The organism is Bacillus sp. Marseille-Q1617, assembly GCF_903645295.1.
GTDB lineage: Bacteria > Bacillota > Bacilli > Bacillales > Bacillaceae_B > Rossellomorea.
The window spans coordinates 1956455-1975444 of record NZ_CAHJXM010000001.1; the positions used below are offsets into that span (position 1 = coordinate 1956455).

The following is an 18990-nucleotide window of genomic DNA, read 5'->3' on the forward strand; positions in this document are numbered from 1 at the left end:
TATAAACATGCTATGATAGTCTTATGCTTATTTTTATAAAATGGGGGAGAACGCATTGAGTACAAAGAAAGCATCACCAATGAAATACTTAGTTATCATTACTCTATTGGTTGCCGTACTATTAGCAGCGATAGTCATGCTGAATAATAAAGCGCAGCCTAAGGATGAAACTCTCGAGTCTCATCCATCGACGGATGGTCAGCCGATCCTCGGCGAAGAGGGTGCACCTGTCTCGATCGTTGAGTTCGGGGATTTCAAGTGTCCCGCATGCAAAGCATGGGGAGAACAGATTTATCCTAGAGTCAAGAGTGACTTTATTGATACGGGCAAAGCGAATTTAACGTATGTAAATGTTTTATTCCATGGAGAAGAATCGATCCTTGCAGCACAGGCTGCAGAATCAGTTTTTAAACATGATCCCGATTCTTATTGGGAGTTCCAGAAGGAATTATATAAAGAGCAGCCTCAAGGCGGAAATCATGATGCTGCCTGGGTGACAGTGGACAAGCTGGTTGAAGTGGCTGAAAAGACCACAGATATGGATGCTGAACAATTGAAAAAGGATATTGAAGGTGAAGCAGCCAAAGACCAGCTTAACATCGATACAAATCTGGTAGAAGAATTTAACATAGAGCAAACACCGACAATTATTATCAACGGAACAAAATTAGAAGATCCATATGATTATGAAAGAATTAAATCACTTATTGAAGAAGGTCAGGAGTAATGAACGGGGAAAAGATTGATAAAACCCAACTTTTCATGTATGGAGCCTGGCTGATTTCAATCACTGCCACTTTGGGAAGCTTATATTTCAGTGAAGTGAAAGGGTTTATTCCATGTGAACTATGCTGGTATCAGCGGATATTCATGTATCCGTTGACCCTGATACTCGGTGTAGCCACTTTCCAAAATGATTCAGGCTTAAAGAAAATCGTCCTTCCAATGTCCATATTTGGAGGCATCATTTCAGTTTTTCATTATCTGGAGCAGAAGGTGCCAGGATTTGGAGGCATCAAGCCATGTGCAAGCGGAGTTCCATGCAATGCAGAATATATCAATTGGTTAGGCTTCATCACGATTCCATTTTTGGCATTGACCGCATTTAGTCTGATCACTATCTTTACTTTCTTCTGGACGAAATCCAAATAATAAAGAAAAGCTGAAGTTGTCATGACTTCAGCTTTTCTCTATCTTGGTGCCCATAAAATAACGGACACACCAATCATACATATAGCAGCACCAATGAAATCATACATATCAGGTGTGTTTTTATCGACCCACCACCCCCACAGAATGGCAAGGATGATGAACACTCCACCGTAAGCAGCATACACCCTTCCGAAGGTCGGGAAGTTTTGCAGCGTTGGAATGATTCCGTACAACACCAGGATCAAGCTGCCGAATACCCCATACCATGGTGAAGCATTTTCTCTCAGCCAGAGCCAGATTAGGTAACCTCCGCCAATTTCCGCCAGCCCTGCAATGATAAATAAACCAATGGCTGTCAACATGTTAAACACTACCTTTCATAAAATAGAAGAGATTGGTACAAGTATATCAAAGGCGGCTGCCAGAACATATCCTCTACATATTATATTTGACAGCTCCACGAACTTTTTTTATCATAAAAATACAATACATGAACACATTGTCATATATTGAAGTAGAATAGGAGTGACACCATGGGAAAAAATAATAAAGAAGATAAATTAGTCGAGTTTAAAAATGCAGAGTCAGCCAGCAATCAGGAAAACTGTGTTGAAATCGATGAAGAAACACTTTTCATCGTTACGCAAACGTTCAAAGCATTATCTGAACCGACAAGGGTGAAAATATTGCATTTATTAGCTCAAAAGGAGCATTCAGTAAATGAAATTGCGGAAAGATTGTCACTCCTCCAAACGACAGTTTCACATCAATTACGGTTCTTGAAGAATCTTCGATTGGTCAAATACAGACGTGAAGGGACAACGCTTTATTATTCTGCTGATGATGATCATGTGATGAACATGCTTCAGCAGACGATGCATCATGCAAGACATCACTAACTATCACGGGGGAATATCCATGAATGAATATAAACTTCAGGGCCTTACATGCGGCAACTGTGCGAGGGAAATGGAGGAGAGAATTAATCAATTAGAAAACGGAGAGGGATCAAGAATCCTTTATAACAGCAGTAAGCTGGTGTTAAGTGATGGAGTCGACATGCATAAGGTTGAAAAAATTCTTTCATCGGACGGAGCGGCAATTATGAAAGAAAATCCTGATGCTCATTCTGACCAGGGTCACGCACATGACCATTCCCATACCAGCAGTGATAAAATGAAAATCCTGATCGGCTTGTCGGCGATCATTTTCTTTTCAGCTATATATGTAGACACTCAATTGAATAATATCGTGCCTGTAATCATGTACCTTACAGCCGCAGCCACAAGTGGTTATCCTACTTTTATCAAAGGTGCGAAAAATCTGCTCAATTTGAAATTCAATATAGATACATTGATGACTATTGCTTTAATAGGCGCTTTTTCCATTGGTGAATGGAAAGAAGGAACACTTGTTGCGATCCTATTTGGCATCAACGAACTGCTTGAAGGCTTAGGAATGGAAAAAGCAAGGAAGTCCATGGAAGAACTTCTCAAAGTGGCTCCGAAAGAAGCGATCCTGATTGAAAACGGACAAGAAAGCGTAGTACCGATCAGTTCCTTGAGTGTTGGGGATTTGGTGCTGGTGAAATCCGGTCAGAAGATTCCATCCGACGGGATTGTGGCTACCGGTAAAAGTTCTGTAAACGAAGCTGCCATTACAGGTGAGGCGATGCCTGTGGAAAAAGAAAAGGATGAAAAAGTATTCGGTGGAAGTATTACCAACGAAGGGGTCCTAAAAGTAACAATTACGAAAGAATATCAAGATTCATCTCTTGCAAAAATTCTTCATTTGGTAGAAGAAGCACAGGAAACCAAAACCCCGACCGAGCAATTTATTAATCGCTTTGCCAAATACTATACACCCATCATTATGGTGATATCTGCTCTTGTAATGATCATCCCTCCACTCCTATTAAGTGGAGAATGGGGATTCTGGTTTTACCAAGGACTGGCTGTTCTCATCGTGGGCTGTCCATGTGCACTGATCCTGTCCTCTCCGATTGCGATTGTTTCGGGGATTGCCCGGAATGCTAAAAATGGAATCCTTATCAAAGGCGGGGTATTCCTTGAACAGCTTGGAAAGATTGATACCGTAGCATTTGATAAAACTGGTACACTGACTAAGGGGCATCCTTATGTAGAGAAAATGGTTGTTTTTGATGAAGAAAACTTTCTCCATGTGGCGGGTTCAGTTGAAAAATCTTCATCACACCCAGTTGCAAAAGCAGTGATGGAAAAAGTGAACGGTCAAAAAATTTCTCTTGCAGAGCCTGAAGAAATCAGCACGATATCTGGTCAAGGAGTATCTGCAGTCATTGAAGGTAAATCATACAAGGTAGGAAATGAAAAAAGTATTGCCTTCACATTACCTTCTGATATTTCAGAACACATCAATGCTTTAAAAAGTGAAGGATATACACTGGTGATTGTTTCGAGTGAAGAAAAAGTGTTGGGCATCTTTGGCATCACTGATGAAATCAGGGATGAAAGTAAAGAAATTATAGATGAGCTTTATTCAGCCGGAATCAAACATACCGTGATGCTTACAGGTGATCACAATAAAACGGCTGAAAAAGTTGCAAAGCAAGTCGGGTTGACGAATTACTATGCAGGTCTGCTTCCAGATGAAAAGGTGGCAAAAGTGAAAGAACTGACTGCAAGCGGAAAGGTTGCCATGGTTGGTGACGGGATAAACGATGCACCAGCATTGGCAACTGCAGACCTGGGCATTGCCATGGGTAAAGGGACTGACAGTGCAATCGAAACGGCTGATATTGTCTTGATGCAGGATCATCTGGGAAAGCTGCCTTCAGCCATTAAAATATCAAAGAGAGTGAATAAAATCATCAAATTGAATATCTCACTTGCGCTCGGTCTGAAATTGATTGCCTTATTTCTGACAATCCCTGGCCTGCTGACACTCTGGATCGCCATATTGTCTGATATGGGAGCAACGATTTTAGTCACCTTGATCAGCTTAACTGTCATGGTGGGGGAGAAGAAGGAATCTCTCTAACGAGATAGCATGAGCTTCGCATAATGTTCACACGTTTCCATACAAAATACAAGTTGAAAGAGTTACAATAATGATAAACGTTCCAAGGAGGTTGAAGGCTATTTTAAATCTACTATTGGGATACATCATTTTATCCATACCTGCACTACTCGTTGTTTTATTTTTCAAGCGTAAATCGAAAAAAGAACTAGAGGACTTAGAGGAAAATGAGTATACCTCAAGACATTGAGTAGAAAAAATGTTCAATGCCAAAAAATGAACCCATCCAATATTGGATGGGTTTTTCCATTATCTGCCACAATTACATTTTTTTCCGTGATGTTCGCGGTGTTTATGACAATGACATTTATGATGTTTCATGCAGTCACAGCCACCATGATGATGTTCTTTCTTGCATCCGCACTTGCTGTGATCTTTTTTGCACCCGCATGTATCCCCATCATGATGATGATGATCTTTTCTGTGGCAATTGCAGGAATGAGAATCCTTGATTTTGAAACATTTTTGTTCAACGGCTTCACGTCTTCTGGAGTGCCTGCAGTGATCATGGTCGTAGTCGTCATCATAGTGCGAGCAGTGGATAAACATCAAGTTATCCCAGAAATTGCAGCGGTTGTGTCTTCTTCTTTTTCTGTTGCAGTCATGAAAATATGGAAACCACATATTATTTCCCCCTAACTCCGCGTATTTGCCAGAGGTAATACCTCGACTTAGTACATTCTATGTACCTTTGTCCATTTGGTATGGACGAGCGCCCGGATTACGGGAGATTTTTACACTTGATGGGGGTTTATGTCTTATATCAGAGCATTAAGTTGGAGCTCCTTTCGACTATTGTTTATATAGATTGAGATGATATAATTCTATACTTGGATAAGGTATAAGAGATTTATATATATATAAGTTTGAAAGAACACATTAAAACTATTGGAAGGGTATGATTGAAATGAATAGAAGAGTACTAGGCATTAGTATTATTCTGTTTCTGTTAATTGCATCTTTTTCCCTTTTTGCAAAAGGGAAATGGGTTGAAAATGATTCTAAGGCAGTTGTAAAAGTAGAGGAAAAAGAACTAAGTGATTTCCCAGGATTAAATCTGGAGACAAAGACCAAAGAGGGGGAGCTTTTTACATCTTCAATTGCTACACCATACACGAAAAGTGATGCACTTAATAGCCAAATCAATGCTTGGATCCAGAAAAAACAGAATGAGTTTATGAAAGATGTAAAAATGAATGAAGCATATCTCAGTAAAGATAAACGTGCACATTTGAACATACATATTGATACATCTAAGGTTAACGACAACATTTATAGTTTCAACTTGGAATCTTACCAATATACAGGGGGAGCAAATGGCAAGACAGAGATTCAGCCATTTACTATCAACTTAGAAACTGAAAAGGTTCTTACATTGCGGCATGTAGTTAAAGACAACACTGAGAGGAAGATTGCTTCTCTTGTTAAAAAAGAAATAATGGCAGATAGCAACATAGCCATGTATGTATTTGAGGATATTTTGAATGAAACTTTAAAAGACACCGGCAAATGGAAATGGTCGATAAATAAAGACGGATTCACTCTCTATTTTGATGAGTATGAAATTGCTGCGGGAGCCGCTGGTCCAGTCAACATCGAAATACCTATTGAAAAAATGGCACCCTATCTTAATGAAGAAATCCTGGAAGGGTTAAAAGAGAAGGCGGAAGATGAACTTCCTGAAGAATTCACTCCTGATATCGTTGATCTTGATGCGGATAAAAAAGTTGTAGCCTTAACTTTCGACGACGGGCCCCACCCAAAGGTAACACCTGCAATACTCTCCACTTTGGATAAATTTGATGCAAAAGCAACATTTTTTATGCTGGGTAACCAAGCAGGGTATTATCCTTCAGTTGCACAGGAAGTAGCGCAGCAAGGACATGAAATCGGTAATCATACGACGAGCCATATGGATCTCACCAATCTCAATAAAGAAGAAATAATTAAAGAAATCGAAGCCTCAAATGAACTGATCAAAATGGCCAGCGGTCAAACCCCGTCTGTTTTTCGACCTCCATATGGAGCATATAATCAGGACGTAAAAGACTATATAAAGGAAAATAAAACACCTTTAGTTTTATGGTCTGTTGATTCACTTGATTGGCAGTCACGTAATGCAAATGAGGTGAATAAAAAGGTGAAAGAAGAAGTTGTATCAGGGTCCATTATCTTATTGCATGACATTCACCCATCAACAGCCAAAGCACTGCCTGAGCTGCTCGAAAGCTTGGAAAGTGAAGGATACCAATTCATTACCGTCTCCCAGCTTTTGACACTTCAGGGGCAATCGGGAGCAGGCCCTCATTACGGTAAAATTAAATAGATTGAAGAAGGCGCATTTATCTATGAATGCGTCTTTTTTACGTAAGGGGGAAATTATTCCCTGACTTTGATTAAATATTCTTAATACTTGATAGATTAATATGATAGAATGACAACTGGTTATAGCTTCCAATACATACTCATCCTGATGGAAACTAATAGTAGCTCCAGGGAAAAAAGAAAGGGGGAGAACGGCCAGTGACAGAATGGACTCTCACCTCAGCATTTATGCTGTTAATATTTCTCATCGGTGATAGGATCGAAAAGAGGATTAAAAAAAATCAGCCTTCAACAGAAAAAAAGTCATTGCATCCTATACAAAAAGTGTGCGAAGGGATGCTGCTGGCTCTAATAGGGGGAGGTGCGTTCTACTTTGGTTTTACAAATGAAGACATTATAAGTTCTGAGCTTTACTTTCTTAGCGCAGCTGTTATATTTTTCAGCCTTAGTGCGTGGATGGAATGGAAGCTTGACCAGAAAAAGAAGATTCCGCTTCTCACACTTCTTCAGTTAGGCACCTCATTGTCCATACTGATTGTCGTATGCGTAATTGAGATTGCTGTTTGATGATTGTCCATAACGACTTAAAGTCGCCAATATATGAGGCGTAACGAATGGAGAGACATTCAAAGTAATAGGAATTCAGTAAATAGTTTTTATAGAAGCCCTTTTTCCAGGGCTTCTATAAAAATTTGATATTTTCTATCTTTTTCGTTTCCACTCGTCATGAAGCATTCCGTACACTACATGATCAACATAATGATCATAAAGCCATTCTGCCTGCCTGATAATGCCTTCTTCCACAAAACCAAGCCGCTCAGGTATGCTTCTGCTTTTCTTGTTCTCTTTAGCTGCCCTGATATCGACTTTATTTAGGTTATGATACTCAAAAGCGTAATCCGTCAATGCTTTTGCAACTCTCGTCATGATGCCGTTTCCTTGGTAGTCCTGATGGAGCCAATAACCGATATAGGCTGTTTTATTTGACCAATCAATTGAATTATATCCAGCTGTCCCGACCATTTTCCCTTTATATAGAATGACGGTATTCATGCTTTTGTTTTCAGCATAGCTCCTCATGCAGCTTTGAATGAATTGCTTAGTATCATCTTCTTTCTTTGTGTAATCCAACCAGCCCAGCCACTCTTTTAAATGGTTTCTGGCAGCATCCACCAGTTGAAACATCTCGTGTGTATCATTCAAGTCCACCAGTTTTAAAGATAATTCTTCATCAATCTTATGTAGAAACATGATCTACACCCCCATATAGTAATATTGTATAATTTTACTATATGAATAGAAAAAATTCTCGGATAATTTTAAAAATATGATCCAAGCCTTCACATAGGCATTAAAGAGTATTAAAACCACATTAAAAACGAGGGATGAAAATGGACATCTATGAATTAAGTGAGCGGAAGGATTTATTTGAAGAAGCAGTCAATGCTTTTTGGAAACAATGGGGAAGCGAAGAAAGCTACCATTTTTATAAGGATTGTATGCTGCGTTCGTGTGAAACGGATGAGGAGATACCCAGGTTTTATATAGCTGTAGAAAATGGGGGAGTCATTGGTACTTTTGCTATCTTACGCAATGATATTAACAGCCGTCAGGACCTGACTCCCTGGCTTGCTTGTTTATACGTAGACCCTGAATTCCGCGGCAAGGGGTTGGGTTCACAGTTTCTGCAGTATGCTTTAGATGAGACGGCTCGAAAAGGGTTTAAAAAACTTTATCTGGCAACAGATATTGACGGTTACTATGAAAAATATCAATGGAAACATACAACTGAAGCTTTCGGATTAGGAGGAAGTTCAATAAAGGTATATGAGAAATCAACAATGAATTGATACCTAAGGTTATTCCTTTATTATGTGGAGGTTATTCTATGAAGAATATACATTGGGGAGAACAAAAAGATTTAAATGAATTAGTACATATTGATAATGAAACAATCGGTAGTGATCATAGACGTGCAGAAATTGAAATAGCGATCAAACATCAGCAATGTTTAGTCTGCAAAATGGATGGAGAGGCTGCTGCCTTTCTTCTATTTAACAGGCATTTCTTTGATCAGGTTTTTATATCTTTGGTCGTTGTCCATCCCTTACATCGAAATAAAGGGCTGGCAAGAGCACTGATTTCAGCGTTTGAAGAAGAGTTCTCCGGAGAAAAGATTTTTTCTTCTACAAATCAATCAAACGACATCATGCATCACCTTTTCTATACTATGGGCTATAAGAAAAGCGGTTTTGTTGACAATCTTGATGAAGGAGATCCGGAAATCATCTATGTTAAAAAAGGATTAGGCAGGCACGGCTTATGATAAAACGGATCGACATCAACAAGGAATCGAGCGCAAAGGAAGTATTACATCTTCAATATTTATCTTATGCAATTGAAGCTAAGTTAATTGGATACGATGATTTGCCGCCATTAAAGGACACGCTGGCTTCAATACAGCAATCGGGAGAAACGTTCTTCGGCTATCATGATAATGAGGAATTATGGGGAGTCATTTCCTTTAAAATAGTCAACCATGTTATAGACATACACAGATTGATGGTCCATCCCAATCATTTCAGAAAAAAAGTTGCAGAAAAACTAATGTCATACCTCGAAGTGCAGGGTAAAGAGAATGACTCTATGGTTGTTTCTACTGGAACAGATAACACGCCTGCTCTTAATTTTTATATAAAATATGGGTTTGAAATCATGGGTGAAAAGGAAATGGAAGAAGGATTATGGATTACTACGTTCAGAAAAATACTTATGTAAACAAGGAGGAAAAGAGATGGACAGTATCATTTTTGATTTGGACGGGACGATATGGGATCCAAGAAAAACGGTAGTGTTTGCATGGAATAAGGTAATTGAAAAACACGACAAAATAAATAAGGAATTGACCTCTCAGCAGTTAAAAGAAACAATGGGGCTGAAGATGCACGAAATCGGAAGAAAACTGTTTCCTGAACTAGATGCAAAAGAGCGTGAGAAATTCCTGAACACTTGCTCGGAAGTGGAGAAGGAGCATCTCAGAGAAGAAGGCGGAAGCCTTTATGATAATGTGGAAAAAGTACTGGGAAATTTGGCGAAAAAGTACAAGCTCTTTATCGTGAGCAACTGCCAGCATGGATACATCGAAGCTTTTTATGAGTATCATAGATTGGAAAAGCACTTCATTGATTATGAAAACCCGGGGAGAACCGGTTTATCTAAAGGGGAAAATATTAAACTGATCATCGAACGTAATCATCTTAAGCAGCTGGTTTACGTGGGGGATACAGCAGGGGATCAAAAAGCGGCTCAGTCTGCCGGTATTCCCTTTGTTTATGCAAGTTATGGATTCGGTGAAGCAAAGAATTATGATTACATAATCAATTCTTTCGATGAACTGCTAGAATTGTTTTAGGAAAGGAGAGCCGGAAGATGGAGTATTTGCTGTGATTCAAGATGATTCTCCGCAGAACTACAATTCGCGGGCATTTACACATTCTCTTGCCTATTTATTTAAGTTTTCTTATTTTGGGTAAATACTAAGAATCAGACCAAAACGAGGAGGAAACGGATTGGAGAAATTATCAAATGAGTTTATGGAAGAAGTGGTGAAGGCATGCAGACCCTATACAGCACAAGGAGAAGTTATAGATCATATTCCGGGTTTGGATCAGTCACATGCAACCGATCTCGGTGTCACCATCATCACTCAAGAAGGTGAAGTTTATTCAGCAGGAGAAGATGACTACAGCTTTTCCCTTCAAAGTATTTCAAAAGTCATCATCTTATTGATTGCATTGGAAGACTTCGGAAAAGAAGTAGTCTTTCAAAAGGTCGGCATGGAGCCAACAGATGATTTCTTCAATTCAATATCCAATCTGGAAGACTATGAAGGACACCGGCCGTACAATCCACTCATTAATTCGGGAGCGATAGCGACTGCGAGCCTGGTCAACGGATCATCTGTAAATGAACGATTTAAACGGATCTTAACCTTTCTCCAAACCATTACAGGTGACGAGAGAGTAAAGTTTAACGAAGAAGTGTATCAATCCGAAATCAAAAATGGTGCCCGTAATCGCTCACTTGCTTATTTTATGGAAAGTACCGGTGTCCTTTCGAATAAAGAAGCTGAAGAAGCACTGGATCTATATTACCGGGTGAATTCCATCGACGTCACGTCCCTTGCACTGGCAAAACTTGGCTGTTTCCTGACCAACCACGGCAGGAGTGTCGAAACAGGTGAACAGCTGATCCAGGCCCGACACGTCCGTACTGTGAAAGCAATCATGCTTACATCAGGAATGTATAATGAATCCGGCACTTATGCCGTTGAAGTAGGTTTTCCGCTAAAGAGCGGTGTCTCGGGAAGCATAGTAGGAGCTGTGCCGGGAAGAATGGGAATCGGCATCATCGGTCCATCCATCAACAAAAAGGGAAACAGCGTGGCAGGCGGACAAGTATTGCGCATGCTGTCTGCGAAACTGAAATTGAATATATTTCATGATTGAATGATGAAGCAGCTTTCGGGCTGCTTATTTTTATAAGTAAGGATAGAAAGATCATTCAGTTAAAATATTCCAAATAAAAGGATATTCCCATGAATATGTTGAAAATAATACAAGGGCTCATCACGTCGATGTAGATAGTGAATTCCCCCTGAAATCAAATTAACATATTTATTTTAAGAAATATCAATATGAATGAGGTGTATAAATGAGTTGGGAGAGTGCATTACAAATTGTATGCAATACCTATGAAAATAGCGGCAAAACTTTCGATTGGATGATAGTCGGTTCAGTGGGTTCGGTGCTGCAAGGATGTGACATGAAGCCGGGAGACCTGGATATATATACAAAAAGTCGGGAAGGAGTGGAAGAATTCGCTCGCTTGATGTCTGAGTATGCCCAGCCAGCAAACGATGGTGCCGAGTCAGATTCTGAATGGCTCTCAACAAAGGAAGAACCGGTTCTTCATCAAACCTTTCCTTCAGGGTTTTCCTGGTCGAAAGCCCGATACAGGATCAATCATTATGAAGTGGAGATTGTACATATCGCTGATTCTGCAGGAATTCCTGACTCACTGACGGGAAGCGGGATTTGGGAAGGAGGCCAGTATATCTGGAACCTTGCAAGAACGACCAGATTTCGTGGAAACTCAATCAGGATGGTTCCTTTGGAAATTCAGCTGGAATCGAATCTCAGAAGAAAACGGGAAGATAGAGTCCAATCGATTCTGCAGACAATGCGGAAAAAGGGTTATGATGAAAACCTTATTAAGAAAGCGCTATCGAAGGATCACTATTCCATTATCAAAGACCAATTTTTATATGTAAAGGGGGAATGAATATGATCATCATGATAAACGGTGCATTCGGTTCAGGTAAAACAACCATTGCAACCGAGCTTTTACATAATATCAGTGACAGTATGATATTTGATCCAGAGATAGTCGGGTATATGATAAGAGAAATTCTGCCTGAAGATATCAAAAAGAAAGAATCAAAGAGCGGTGATTTCCAAAACTATGAGCTTTGGAGAGTTCTTACGATCGAAACTGCCAGAAAGCTTAAAGAAAAATATGGAAATCACCTTATCGTCCCCATGACGCTAAGGGTTCCTGAATACTTTACTTATATATTGAATGGATTCAAAGAAATAGATGAGGACACTCACCACTTTTGTCTGCAAGCCAGCAGGGAAACGATTTTTGACAGGCTCCTAAACAGAGGGGAAGAAGAGGGGAACTGGTGTTTCCAGCAGACGGATAAATGCCTCTATGCTTTTGAAAAGTATGATTTTGGTGAGTATATAGATACAGAGAATGTGGATGTGCACGCTGTAGTTACGGCCATTATGAATAAGTTGACGTCTTCAGAGTTGAATGAAAGTAAGTCTTAAATTCAAGAAAACGCCCACTTAGGGCGTTTTCTTTCATCTAAACTAGGAAACAACCGTTATCCAATCCTCATCCAAGCTTTCTACTCCCTTGTCAAATGTCAATTTTGTTTTAAAAAGATAACGTATACCCTTTTCATCTGATTGAAGTGTTTTCGGTATTCGATATACAAAATTAAGCTTATTTGTTTCATCAGGCTGGAGTTCTTCCGATTTTAATATTGTCGTAGAATCGATTGTTTTCTCTGTTGAATACTTGTCTACCATGACTAGATCACAGTCGATTCTCCTCAACTTCTGCTTCACAATACCTCCTTCCAAAAAGAAGTACCCATTAAGCAGCTCTCCAGGGTGAAAGGTCGTTTTGGGCAATACCAAATCAATCTTTGCAGATCCTACACCAAACATGGAAACGTACTTTCTTAATAACATTCAGGCATTCTCCTTCTCGAGTTTTGTATGCTTCCTATCTAATTTCTCTTCGATTCTTTCTAATTCTTCTTTGTCACGCAGAATTTGCTCTTTATTATTCTGAATTAATTGTTGTAAATTTTTTTTAATCAAGACCTTCTCATCCTTTCAAACCTAAGGCTGTATATACAAAAAGACCTTTACCGGTTTGGTAAAGGTCTATTTTACTGCATATATCAACCTTCACCAGCTGGTAAAGGTCTCGCTAACAACATGGTTGTCAATAAAGCCGAGAGTCGTTGACTCCGTAATGACGACTTTATTGTAAAAGCTACTCCCCTTTAGGAGAATATTAATTTATGAATTCATCTTATTCGATTCATCATACTATGTCAATTAAAATCACCTATGTACAGGATTAATTTTATAATATAGGCGGCAGCATAGATATGAACCCCTGGTGCCTGATAAAACTTTGTTGTATTCCAATTTTTTCAAGCATTAAACAGAGGGAGTCGGCCTGCAAAGGTCAATTGTATTTTACCTCGTGAAGGAAATATCATGTGGAAGGTCGAAGGTATAGACATAGCTGAATATTAAAGGGGTGGGGTTTTGTACGAGTTAAAAACCAAACAAAACGAAAACAGCGTGATAGAATTTATTGAGAGTACAAATAGTGAGAAAAAAAGGGAGGATGCCTACAGACTTTTGGATATCTTCACAGAAGAAACCGGCTTCCCAGCTAAAATGTGGGGGCCGAGCATAATCGGATTTGGCTCTTACCACTACAAATATAAAACTGGGCACGAAGGAGATTCATTCCTTGCTGGATTCTCTCCTCGTAAAGCAAAAATAAGCCTTTATTTTGCACCGGGGGATGAGACTAGGGAAGAAATCCTGAAGAAATTCGGGAAACATACTACTGGAAAGGCATGTGTATATATAAATAAAGTGGACGATATAGAGGTAGACGTATTAAGGGAATTGATTCAGGCTTCGATTACATTTTTAAAGAAAATGTATCCGGATGATACTGAAGAAACAAAAGAATAAGTGGTAATACTCGGGGTATGAGATCGTTGATTTTGTACTCTTTTTTTAAGTCTTTCAACGTGGTAAGATAGGGTATCATTGAAGCGCGAAGGTCATTTTCAGAGGTTGTGATGAACGTGAACAATACATGGAATAGAGGGATCTACAAATTATGGGCACCGGTGTATGATTCGATTTTCAACTCGGGGGCTTTTTTAGAAGCAAGGAAACATGTTTTTAAAGACTTGGAATTGACGGATAAGAATGTTCTGTTTGCTGGAGTCGGCACTGGGGCGGACCTTGAACTTGTGGAGCTATCGAATGTCGCCGTTACAGCCATCGACTTCTCACCTGTCATGCTTCAGAAGGCTAAAAAGAAATTCAAGCACACCAACATTGAGTTTATTGAAATGGATGCACAGCGAATGGACTTTGAAAAGGAACGCTTCGACATTGTATTCGCCAGCCTTATTCTTTCAGTAGTGCCTGATCCAATTCAAAGCCTGAATGAGATGGAAAGAGTGTTAAAGCCGTATGGGCAGCTTGTCATCTTTGATAAGTTTGCTAGTGAAGAAAAAAAACTTTCACAGAAAGTACTGCGCCCTCTTGTAAAAGTGTTGGGTACAGATATTGGGCTAGTCTTTGAGGATATTCATAAATCATACTCTACAACATTGAAAATAGAAGAAGATGTGGATTTGATGATGAATGGATTGTACAGAAAGATAGTGTTAAGAAAGATGGGATAATGTATAGAAATAATGAATTAAAGAGACTGCTGTGAGAAATATTAACCAACAAACAAACAGAAGAAACTAATTATTTTTTTGAACAGTTATTATCCTTTCACCGAAAAAACTGCTGAATTGTCAGCAGTTTTTTTGGGCTATCGTGATACCTCTTTAAATGATACCTGCTTCAATTCATCTGTTTTGGGATCAAACCTGATGTTGATCAGCACCCCGAATTCCTTATCTTTACCTTTTAACCATAGTTTAAATTTTTCTGTGCTGTAGTCAGCACCATCTTCCCGCCCGATATGAAGATAATCGATGATTTGAGCTTCAGGGTAGCGTTCTTTCGTTTTTTGCATGGCAATCCTCCCCCATTTTGCATAAGAAGGCACCGTCACTCCGATACTATCAAGATTTTGGGCTAGGGTGACCGGTTGCTGTATTCCGTTTATCAACAAAGGTGAGAGAAACAAACACAGGATTATTTTTTTCATTTGTATGGATCCTTCCCGGTTTTTTGTATTATCTTTTGTTAAATTTCAATTCCTATTCAGGATGAAGATTTCTGAATTCTTTGCAACTCCACATTCTGTTCTGTGCTAGTATTAAAGAAAAGATGGACATTGCAATATGAATACAGGTGTCGACTATGCTTAGAATGGTATGATTGCAAGTGGAATCCATTGTTCGAACAAATTTTACATACTGCATGAAAGCTTCATGCCCTGAATGGAAAGAAGGGAAAATCGTTGAATGATACACAGGATAAAAAGGTTGCTGTCTGCTGGAGCAGCGGAAAAGACAGCTGTCTGGCACTATACAGGCTTTTACAAGAAAACAAAGATGTCGTTTGCCTGGTATCGATGATATCAGCTAAGGATGCGCGCAGCCATGCGCATGGAATCAATCTGAAAATCCTTGAATGTCAAGCAGAAGCACTAGGCATCCGCATACAACTGGTCGACTCTGCCGGAGATTATGAACAATCATTGGTCGATGCACTTAAACAAATAAAAGAGGAGCTTGGCGTCGAGCAGGTGGCTTTTGGAAGTTTATATGCAGATGAAGACAGGAAATGGAATGAAAAAGTCTCAAATAAAGCAGGGATAGAACCATTATTTCCGACTTGGATCTCTCCTGAACAATCAAACGACCTCTTGGAAGATTTTTTGTCACTTGGCTTTACTGCAGTTATATGCCGTGCTTCTGAGAAACACTTTGAGCATACATGGCCGGGACGGATTCTGGATTCGCAATTTTACAAAGAAGTCCAGAAGAAAGGTATCTGTGTCATGGGTGAATATGGTGAGTACCATACCTTTGTTGTGGACGGTCCTATTTTCAAAAAGAAAGTGGAACTGACACAATCAGGAGTGGTATTGAATTCAGGACTAGGGGTAGAACCAGCGAAGCTGTCACCAACCGCAATAAGGAAAAAGTCAAAATTACATATACAATAAGTTTTTTAAGGTTAATATTTACAACACGCATACCCACCGACCAATTTTGGATTAGTACTGTGTGTTTGACTACATAGTAAGGTTTAAGAGGCTTCCGAATTGCAAAATCGTGTTGGATATATACTTGAATTATAAATGACTATATATGGGGAACGTCAGGAAAATGCGGATTTACAACGCTAAGCCCATATTTAACAATGTTAAGAGAGTATAAATGGGCTTAAAGAATTTAACGAGACCATTTTCTATGGTATTCTCCCAGCAAATTAATATGTTCCCAATCTAGAGGCGACATATGGTGCAATAATTCTTCTTGAAAACTACCAGACTCTCGGTAATTCTAATAATTATTTTAAAAATTAAAAAAATAGTATATTTGGAAGGATTTTAAATTAATTGGAAGAATTATAAGTATATAGAAAATTTTAGGAGGTATAAAAATGAAGATTTTAAACAAAAAATTTATTGTATCAGCGCTAATCGGGATAACCTTATTAGGAACTACTTCAGTAAATGCAGCTGAAAGAGTCACTTTCCCTCACTTAACTTGCTATGGGAGTTCACAAATTTTGTATAGTTCGTCTGTTGGCGTGTACGGTCAATCTACAACAAGTTGCGATACAGACATAATAAACCCTGCAAAGAAAATAACAGTAGATGGATTATTAAAAAGGAATGGTGCAGCATATGCATACGACAGTGAAACACAATATAATTCGTTATATGTCCGCGTTCAACAGATTAGCCCTTCTGAATATAAAACCGGCTATTTTGAATTGGATTCATACCATTTTGTACAAAGTTCTTATAATACAAGTGATATGACTTCATGGGAATCAAGATGGACAAAAACATATTAATCAAATATAACAAAAAAATTTTTATCATAGCTATTTTTATGGTTAGCATGCTGCTGATTTCATGCAATAGTCAAACGAACTCCACCATAAGTTCGTTTGACCCCCCATTTGAAAAAGGGGGAACCAGGTTCTTTTATGAAGGTGAAGGAAAAGTATCACCTACCTCAACAATAGAAAAAATTAATGGTTCTCAACCATACAAAGCAAAAGTAACGGTTGCAAATTATTACCCGTTTGAAAATGAATACAATTTGTTTGTATTTATTGATTATAATTTAGTCGATATATTTCATAGGAATAAATTGACCCCTTCTTTAGATATTGGCAAATTAAGTTCAGGAGAAACATCTGTAAATCAATTTTCAATTAAAAATATTGAGGAAGGAAAACATGAGTTATTAGTTTTACTCGTCAGAAAAAAAAATACACCTTAAAAAAACAAAGAATTTGTTACCTCAGTACATTACGCACAAAGGTACCAATTGATAGTGGGTGATTCTGATTCTCAAAAAATTGAAATCCCAGAAAAACTGACTACGTTTAAAGATGAACAACTTGAATTCGGGTTACCCTATATTACCTCATCACCTAATCAAAATCAGGAGAAGGCATTAACATTTCTAGAAAGCCCTGCTAACTCGCTAAATACATTTCTTTTATTTAATAATAAGAAGGAAAATCTGGACTATAAAGTCATTGCTCTAGAGAATGACACTCAATTAAAACTTGGATTAGATTATTTTTCAGTTGATAAAACTGGTACAGTAAAAATTGATTTACCATTAAAATTGAATAAGCAAAATAAAACCAATAATTTAATTATCGTCCTTATACCTGAACCTTATTCAAAACAAGAAAATCCAGCTCATAACGTAGAGCCTTTAAATAAAATTACTGTTGTTAAATAAAAGTCAGATTTGGCTTTTATTTTTTTTTATTTGAGGGATGCTAACATAAAGGAGTGATATATTTGAAGCCGAAAAATAAATCGCATTTACTTGTTAGCTTGTTGATAATTTCTATTTTAGCTTTTGTTCCCAAATATGCTTTTGCCTCCAATGCAGATCTTAAACTCATGTATAAAGACAATAGCGATAAAAAAATTGAAGCCCCAGATGCTAACCAATATTACCTTAAAAATAAAATTGGGAAATACCATGAACTGAAAAATGCTGATATTAACATTCGAGAAAAAACTCTCTATGCAAAGACTTTTAAAATTATAGAAAAAAAGTTAAAAAATCATGAATTCTTGGTTAGAAAATATAATCAAAATAAACTGTCACATGTGAGTCCGGATAGGCAAGTATATTTTTTCTATACTCTCAAAGTAGGGGGCGACTATAAAATCCAGTCTAAACTGGCCATTGTAGACGTAGAAACACAAGATATCCTTTTAGAAAAAGAAACCATTGCATATTAATGATACATTTTTTGGGGGAGTGGATTTAGATGCTTTAGAATGAGACCTCAGAAAAATTCTGAGGTTTTTTTGTGCAATTTAAAGAGATTACATCCCTTGCTTCTTTTTGTATCCTGATTTGCTGAACTACAAGGATAGTATCAGAGATCTTTTCATTTATACACTTTTAGAATAGAATGAAGCAAACTATTCAACATCTTAAAGTTTAACTTTAAACTTTCCCCCCACTCCAGCCATGAATATCATTGACTTTAGCTCTTTGACTCTAGGATAATACGATAATTTTCATGAGAAAGGGGTCAAGGTTGTAAAACGCGGAAAAAACATACGCTAAGCAAAATGCGACATAAAAAAGCCGAATTTCCTACTCTAAGGAATTCGGCTTTTTTAGATGGTTAGGTCGCAATGCTTTGATGTTTGTCGTTACATTGGCTGTAATCTTCGTTTATCAGCTTCTTATTAGAAACTATAAATATAAGTAACATAAATTTCTCCTATATATACTCCCGATGGTGATATTGTCGCACCAACGATAGCCACTAACTTATTATTAATAACTTTATATTTAATTACGGTTCCAAAAGCAATATTAGAAAAATAGATGGCTTGGTTCCTTGCCATACTTGTCGATAAATTTCAGTT

General features: G+C 38.2%; 26 protein-coding genes and 1 pseudogene. 21 read left to right on the forward strand and 6 right to left on the reverse strand.

Annotated elements, in window-relative coordinates; all coding sequences use genetic code 11:
• The first annotated feature begins 79 nt into the window (after window positions 1-79).
• Window positions 80-727: a thioredoxin domain-containing protein gene (locus HWX64_RS09740; RefSeq protein WP_175989711.1), complete on the forward strand. Its 648-nt coding sequence runs from the start codon at window positions 80-82 to the stop codon at window positions 725-727.
• Complete coding sequence (locus tag HWX64_RS09745) at window positions 727-1152, forward strand: disulfide oxidoreductase (protein ID WP_175989258.1); 426 nt, start codon at window positions 727-729, stop codon at window positions 1150-1152. The genes HWX64_RS09740 and HWX64_RS09745 overlap by 1 nt, the downstream gene beginning before the upstream one ends.
• Window positions 1153-1190: 38 nt before the next feature.
• Here HWX64_RS09745 and HWX64_RS09750 read toward each other — a convergent pair whose 3' ends face one another.
• The gene (locus HWX64_RS09750) at window positions 1191-1514 is read right to left on the reverse strand and encodes a YnfA family protein (RefSeq protein ID WP_175989259.1); all 324 of its coding nucleotides are present in this window, start codon (window positions 1512-1514) and stop codon (window positions 1191-1193) included.
• A 171-nt stretch (window positions 1515-1685) separates the two neighbouring features.
• On the opposite strand from HWX64_RS09750, the gene HWX64_RS09755 reads away from it, so the two are divergent.
• The 5 genes from HWX64_RS09755 (at window position 1686) to HWX64_RS09775 (ending at window position 7101) form a co-directional block, all read left to right on the forward strand.
• Window positions 1686-2051, forward strand: a complete 366-nt coding sequence (locus HWX64_RS09755; protein ID WP_175989260.1) for a metalloregulator ArsR/SmtB family transcription factor — start codon at window positions 1686-1688, stop codon at window positions 2049-2051.
• Window positions 2052-2070: 19 nt separating this feature from the next.
• Window positions 2071-4170, forward strand: a complete 2100-nt coding sequence (locus HWX64_RS09760) for a cation-translocating P-type ATPase (protein ID WP_175989261.1) — start codon at window positions 2071-2073, stop codon at window positions 4168-4170.
• A gap of 339 nt (window positions 4171-4509) precedes the next feature.
• Window positions 4510-4848, forward strand: a complete 339-nt coding sequence (locus HWX64_RS09765) for a hypothetical protein (protein ID WP_175989262.1) — start codon at window positions 4510-4512, stop codon at window positions 4846-4848.
• 268 nt (window positions 4849-5116) lie between these two features.
• Entirely contained in the window at window positions 5117-6535 is a 1419-nt protein-coding gene (locus tag HWX64_RS09770) for a polysaccharide deacetylase family protein (protein ID WP_175989263.1), read from the forward strand.
• A gap of 197 nt (window positions 6536-6732) precedes the next feature.
• Window positions 6733-7101, forward strand: coding sequence for a DUF4181 domain-containing protein (locus HWX64_RS09775; protein WP_175989264.1), 369 nt, complete (start codon window positions 6733-6735; stop codon window positions 7099-7101).
• A 135-nt stretch (window positions 7102-7236) separates the two neighbouring features.
• Here HWX64_RS09775 and HWX64_RS09780 read toward each other — a convergent pair whose 3' ends face one another.
• Window positions 7237-7785: a GNAT family N-acetyltransferase gene (locus HWX64_RS09780; protein WP_175989265.1), complete on the reverse strand. Its 549-nt coding sequence runs from the start codon at window positions 7783-7785 to the stop codon at window positions 7237-7239.
• A 140-nt stretch (window positions 7786-7925) separates the two neighbouring features.
• Here HWX64_RS09780 and HWX64_RS09785 point away from each other — a divergent pair, with 140 nt between their 5' ends.
• From HWX64_RS09785 to HWX64_RS09815, 7 genes are all read left to right on the forward strand, one after another.
• Window positions 7926-8384 (forward strand): GNAT family N-acetyltransferase, encoded by a 459-nt coding sequence (locus HWX64_RS09785; protein WP_175989266.1) that lies wholly within the window; start codon window positions 7926-7928, stop codon window positions 8382-8384.
• Between the two features lie 38 nt (window positions 8385-8422).
• Complete coding sequence (locus tag HWX64_RS09790; RefSeq protein ID WP_175989267.1) at window positions 8423-8860, forward strand: GNAT family N-acetyltransferase; 438 nt, start codon at window positions 8423-8425, stop codon at window positions 8858-8860.
• Entirely contained in the window at window positions 8857-9312 is a 456-nt protein-coding gene (locus tag HWX64_RS09795; RefSeq protein WP_175989268.1) for an N-acetyltransferase, read from the forward strand. The genes HWX64_RS09790 and HWX64_RS09795 overlap by 4 nt, the downstream gene beginning before the upstream one ends.
• A 16-nt stretch (window positions 9313-9328) precedes the next feature.
• On the forward strand, window positions 9329-9946 hold the full coding sequence (locus HWX64_RS09800) for an HAD family hydrolase (protein WP_175989269.1): 618 nt from the start codon (window positions 9329-9331) through the stop codon (window positions 9944-9946).
• 157 nt (window positions 9947-10103) lie between these two features.
• Window positions 10104-11042, forward strand: a complete 939-nt coding sequence (gene glsA, locus HWX64_RS09805) for a glutaminase A (RefSeq protein ID WP_175989270.1) — start codon at window positions 10104-10106, stop codon at window positions 11040-11042.
• Window positions 11043-11247: 205 nt separating this feature from the next.
• The gene (locus HWX64_RS09810; protein ID WP_175989271.1) at window positions 11248-11877 is read left to right on the forward strand and encodes a hypothetical protein; all 630 of its coding nucleotides are present in this window, start codon (window positions 11248-11250) and stop codon (window positions 11875-11877) included.
• A gap of 2 nt (window positions 11878-11879) precedes the next feature.
• On the forward strand, window positions 11880-12431 hold the full coding sequence (locus HWX64_RS09815; RefSeq protein WP_175989272.1) for an AAA family ATPase: 552 nt from the start codon (window positions 11880-11882) through the stop codon (window positions 12429-12431).
• A gap of 42 nt (window positions 12432-12473) precedes the next feature.
• Here the strand turns inward: HWX64_RS09815 and HWX64_RS09820 are convergent, their stop codons facing one another.
• Together HWX64_RS09820 and HWX64_RS09825 are read right to left on the reverse strand one after the other, a co-directional pair.
• On the reverse strand, window positions 12474-12860 hold the full coding sequence (locus tag HWX64_RS09820) for a sporulation protein (protein ID WP_175989273.1): 387 nt from the start codon (window positions 12858-12860) through the stop codon (window positions 12474-12476).
• Window positions 12861-12992, reverse strand: coding sequence for an FbpB family small basic protein (locus tag HWX64_RS09825; RefSeq protein ID WP_175989274.1), 132 nt, complete (start codon window positions 12990-12992; stop codon window positions 12861-12863).
• Window positions 12993-13451: 459 nt separating this feature from the next.
• Between HWX64_RS09825 and HWX64_RS09830 the strand changes: the two genes are divergently transcribed.
• Both HWX64_RS09830 and HWX64_RS09835 read left to right on the forward strand, forming a co-directional pair.
• Window positions 13452-13892 carry a DUF1801 domain-containing protein gene (locus tag HWX64_RS09830; protein ID WP_175989275.1) on the forward strand — a complete coding sequence of 147 codons (441 nt, stop codon included), beginning with the start codon at window positions 13452-13454 and terminating at the stop codon, window positions 13890-13892.
• Window positions 13893-14008: 116 nt separating this feature from the next.
• Complete coding sequence (locus HWX64_RS09835) at window positions 14009-14620, forward strand: class I SAM-dependent methyltransferase (protein ID WP_175989276.1); 612 nt, start codon at window positions 14009-14011, stop codon at window positions 14618-14620.
• A 137-nt stretch (window positions 14621-14757) separates the two neighbouring features.
• On the opposite strand, the gene HWX64_RS22090 is transcribed toward HWX64_RS09835, so the two are convergent.
• Window positions 14758-15099: a YqzG/YhdC family protein gene (locus HWX64_RS22090; RefSeq protein ID WP_175989277.1), complete on the reverse strand. Its 342-nt coding sequence runs from the start codon at window positions 15097-15099 to the stop codon at window positions 14758-14760.
• Window positions 15100-15354: 255 nt separating this feature from the next.
• On the opposite strand from HWX64_RS22090, the gene HWX64_RS09845 reads away from it, so the two are divergent.
• Window positions 15355-16065 carry a diphthine--ammonia ligase gene (locus HWX64_RS09845; RefSeq protein ID WP_175989278.1) on the forward strand — a complete coding sequence of 237 codons (711 nt, stop codon included), beginning with the start codon at window positions 15355-15357 and terminating at the stop codon, window positions 16063-16065.
• Window positions 16066-16294: 229 nt separating this feature from the next.
• Here HWX64_RS09845 and HWX64_RS22195 read toward each other — a convergent pair.
• Window positions 16295-16381 (reverse strand): annotated as a pseudogene (locus tag HWX64_RS22195) (hypothetical protein); the annotation flags it as partial.
• Between the two features lie 124 nt (window positions 16382-16505).
• Between HWX64_RS22195 and HWX64_RS09855 the strand changes: the two are divergent.
• The 4 genes from HWX64_RS09855 (at window position 16506) to HWX64_RS09870 (ending at window position 18348) form a co-directional block, all read left to right on the forward strand.
• Window positions 16506-16925 carry a hypothetical protein gene (locus tag HWX64_RS09855; RefSeq protein WP_175989279.1) on the forward strand — a complete coding sequence of 140 codons (420 nt, stop codon included), beginning with the start codon at window positions 16506-16508 and terminating at the stop codon, window positions 16923-16925.
• Window positions 16895-17359 (forward strand): hypothetical protein, encoded by a 465-nt coding sequence (locus HWX64_RS09860; RefSeq protein WP_175989280.1) that lies wholly within the window; start codon window positions 16895-16897, stop codon window positions 17357-17359. The genes HWX64_RS09855 and HWX64_RS09860 overlap by 31 nt, the downstream gene beginning before the upstream one ends.
• A gap of 54 nt (window positions 17360-17413) precedes the next feature.
• Window positions 17414-17833 carry a hypothetical protein gene (locus HWX64_RS09865; protein ID WP_175989281.1) on the forward strand — a complete coding sequence of 140 codons (420 nt, stop codon included), beginning with the start codon at window positions 17414-17416 and terminating at the stop codon, window positions 17831-17833.
• Window positions 17834-17895: 62 nt separating this feature from the next.
• On the forward strand, window positions 17896-18348 hold the full coding sequence (locus HWX64_RS09870) for a hypothetical protein (RefSeq protein ID WP_175989282.1): 453 nt from the start codon (window positions 17896-17898) through the stop codon (window positions 18346-18348).
• Window positions 18349-18990: the final 642 nt, after the last annotated feature.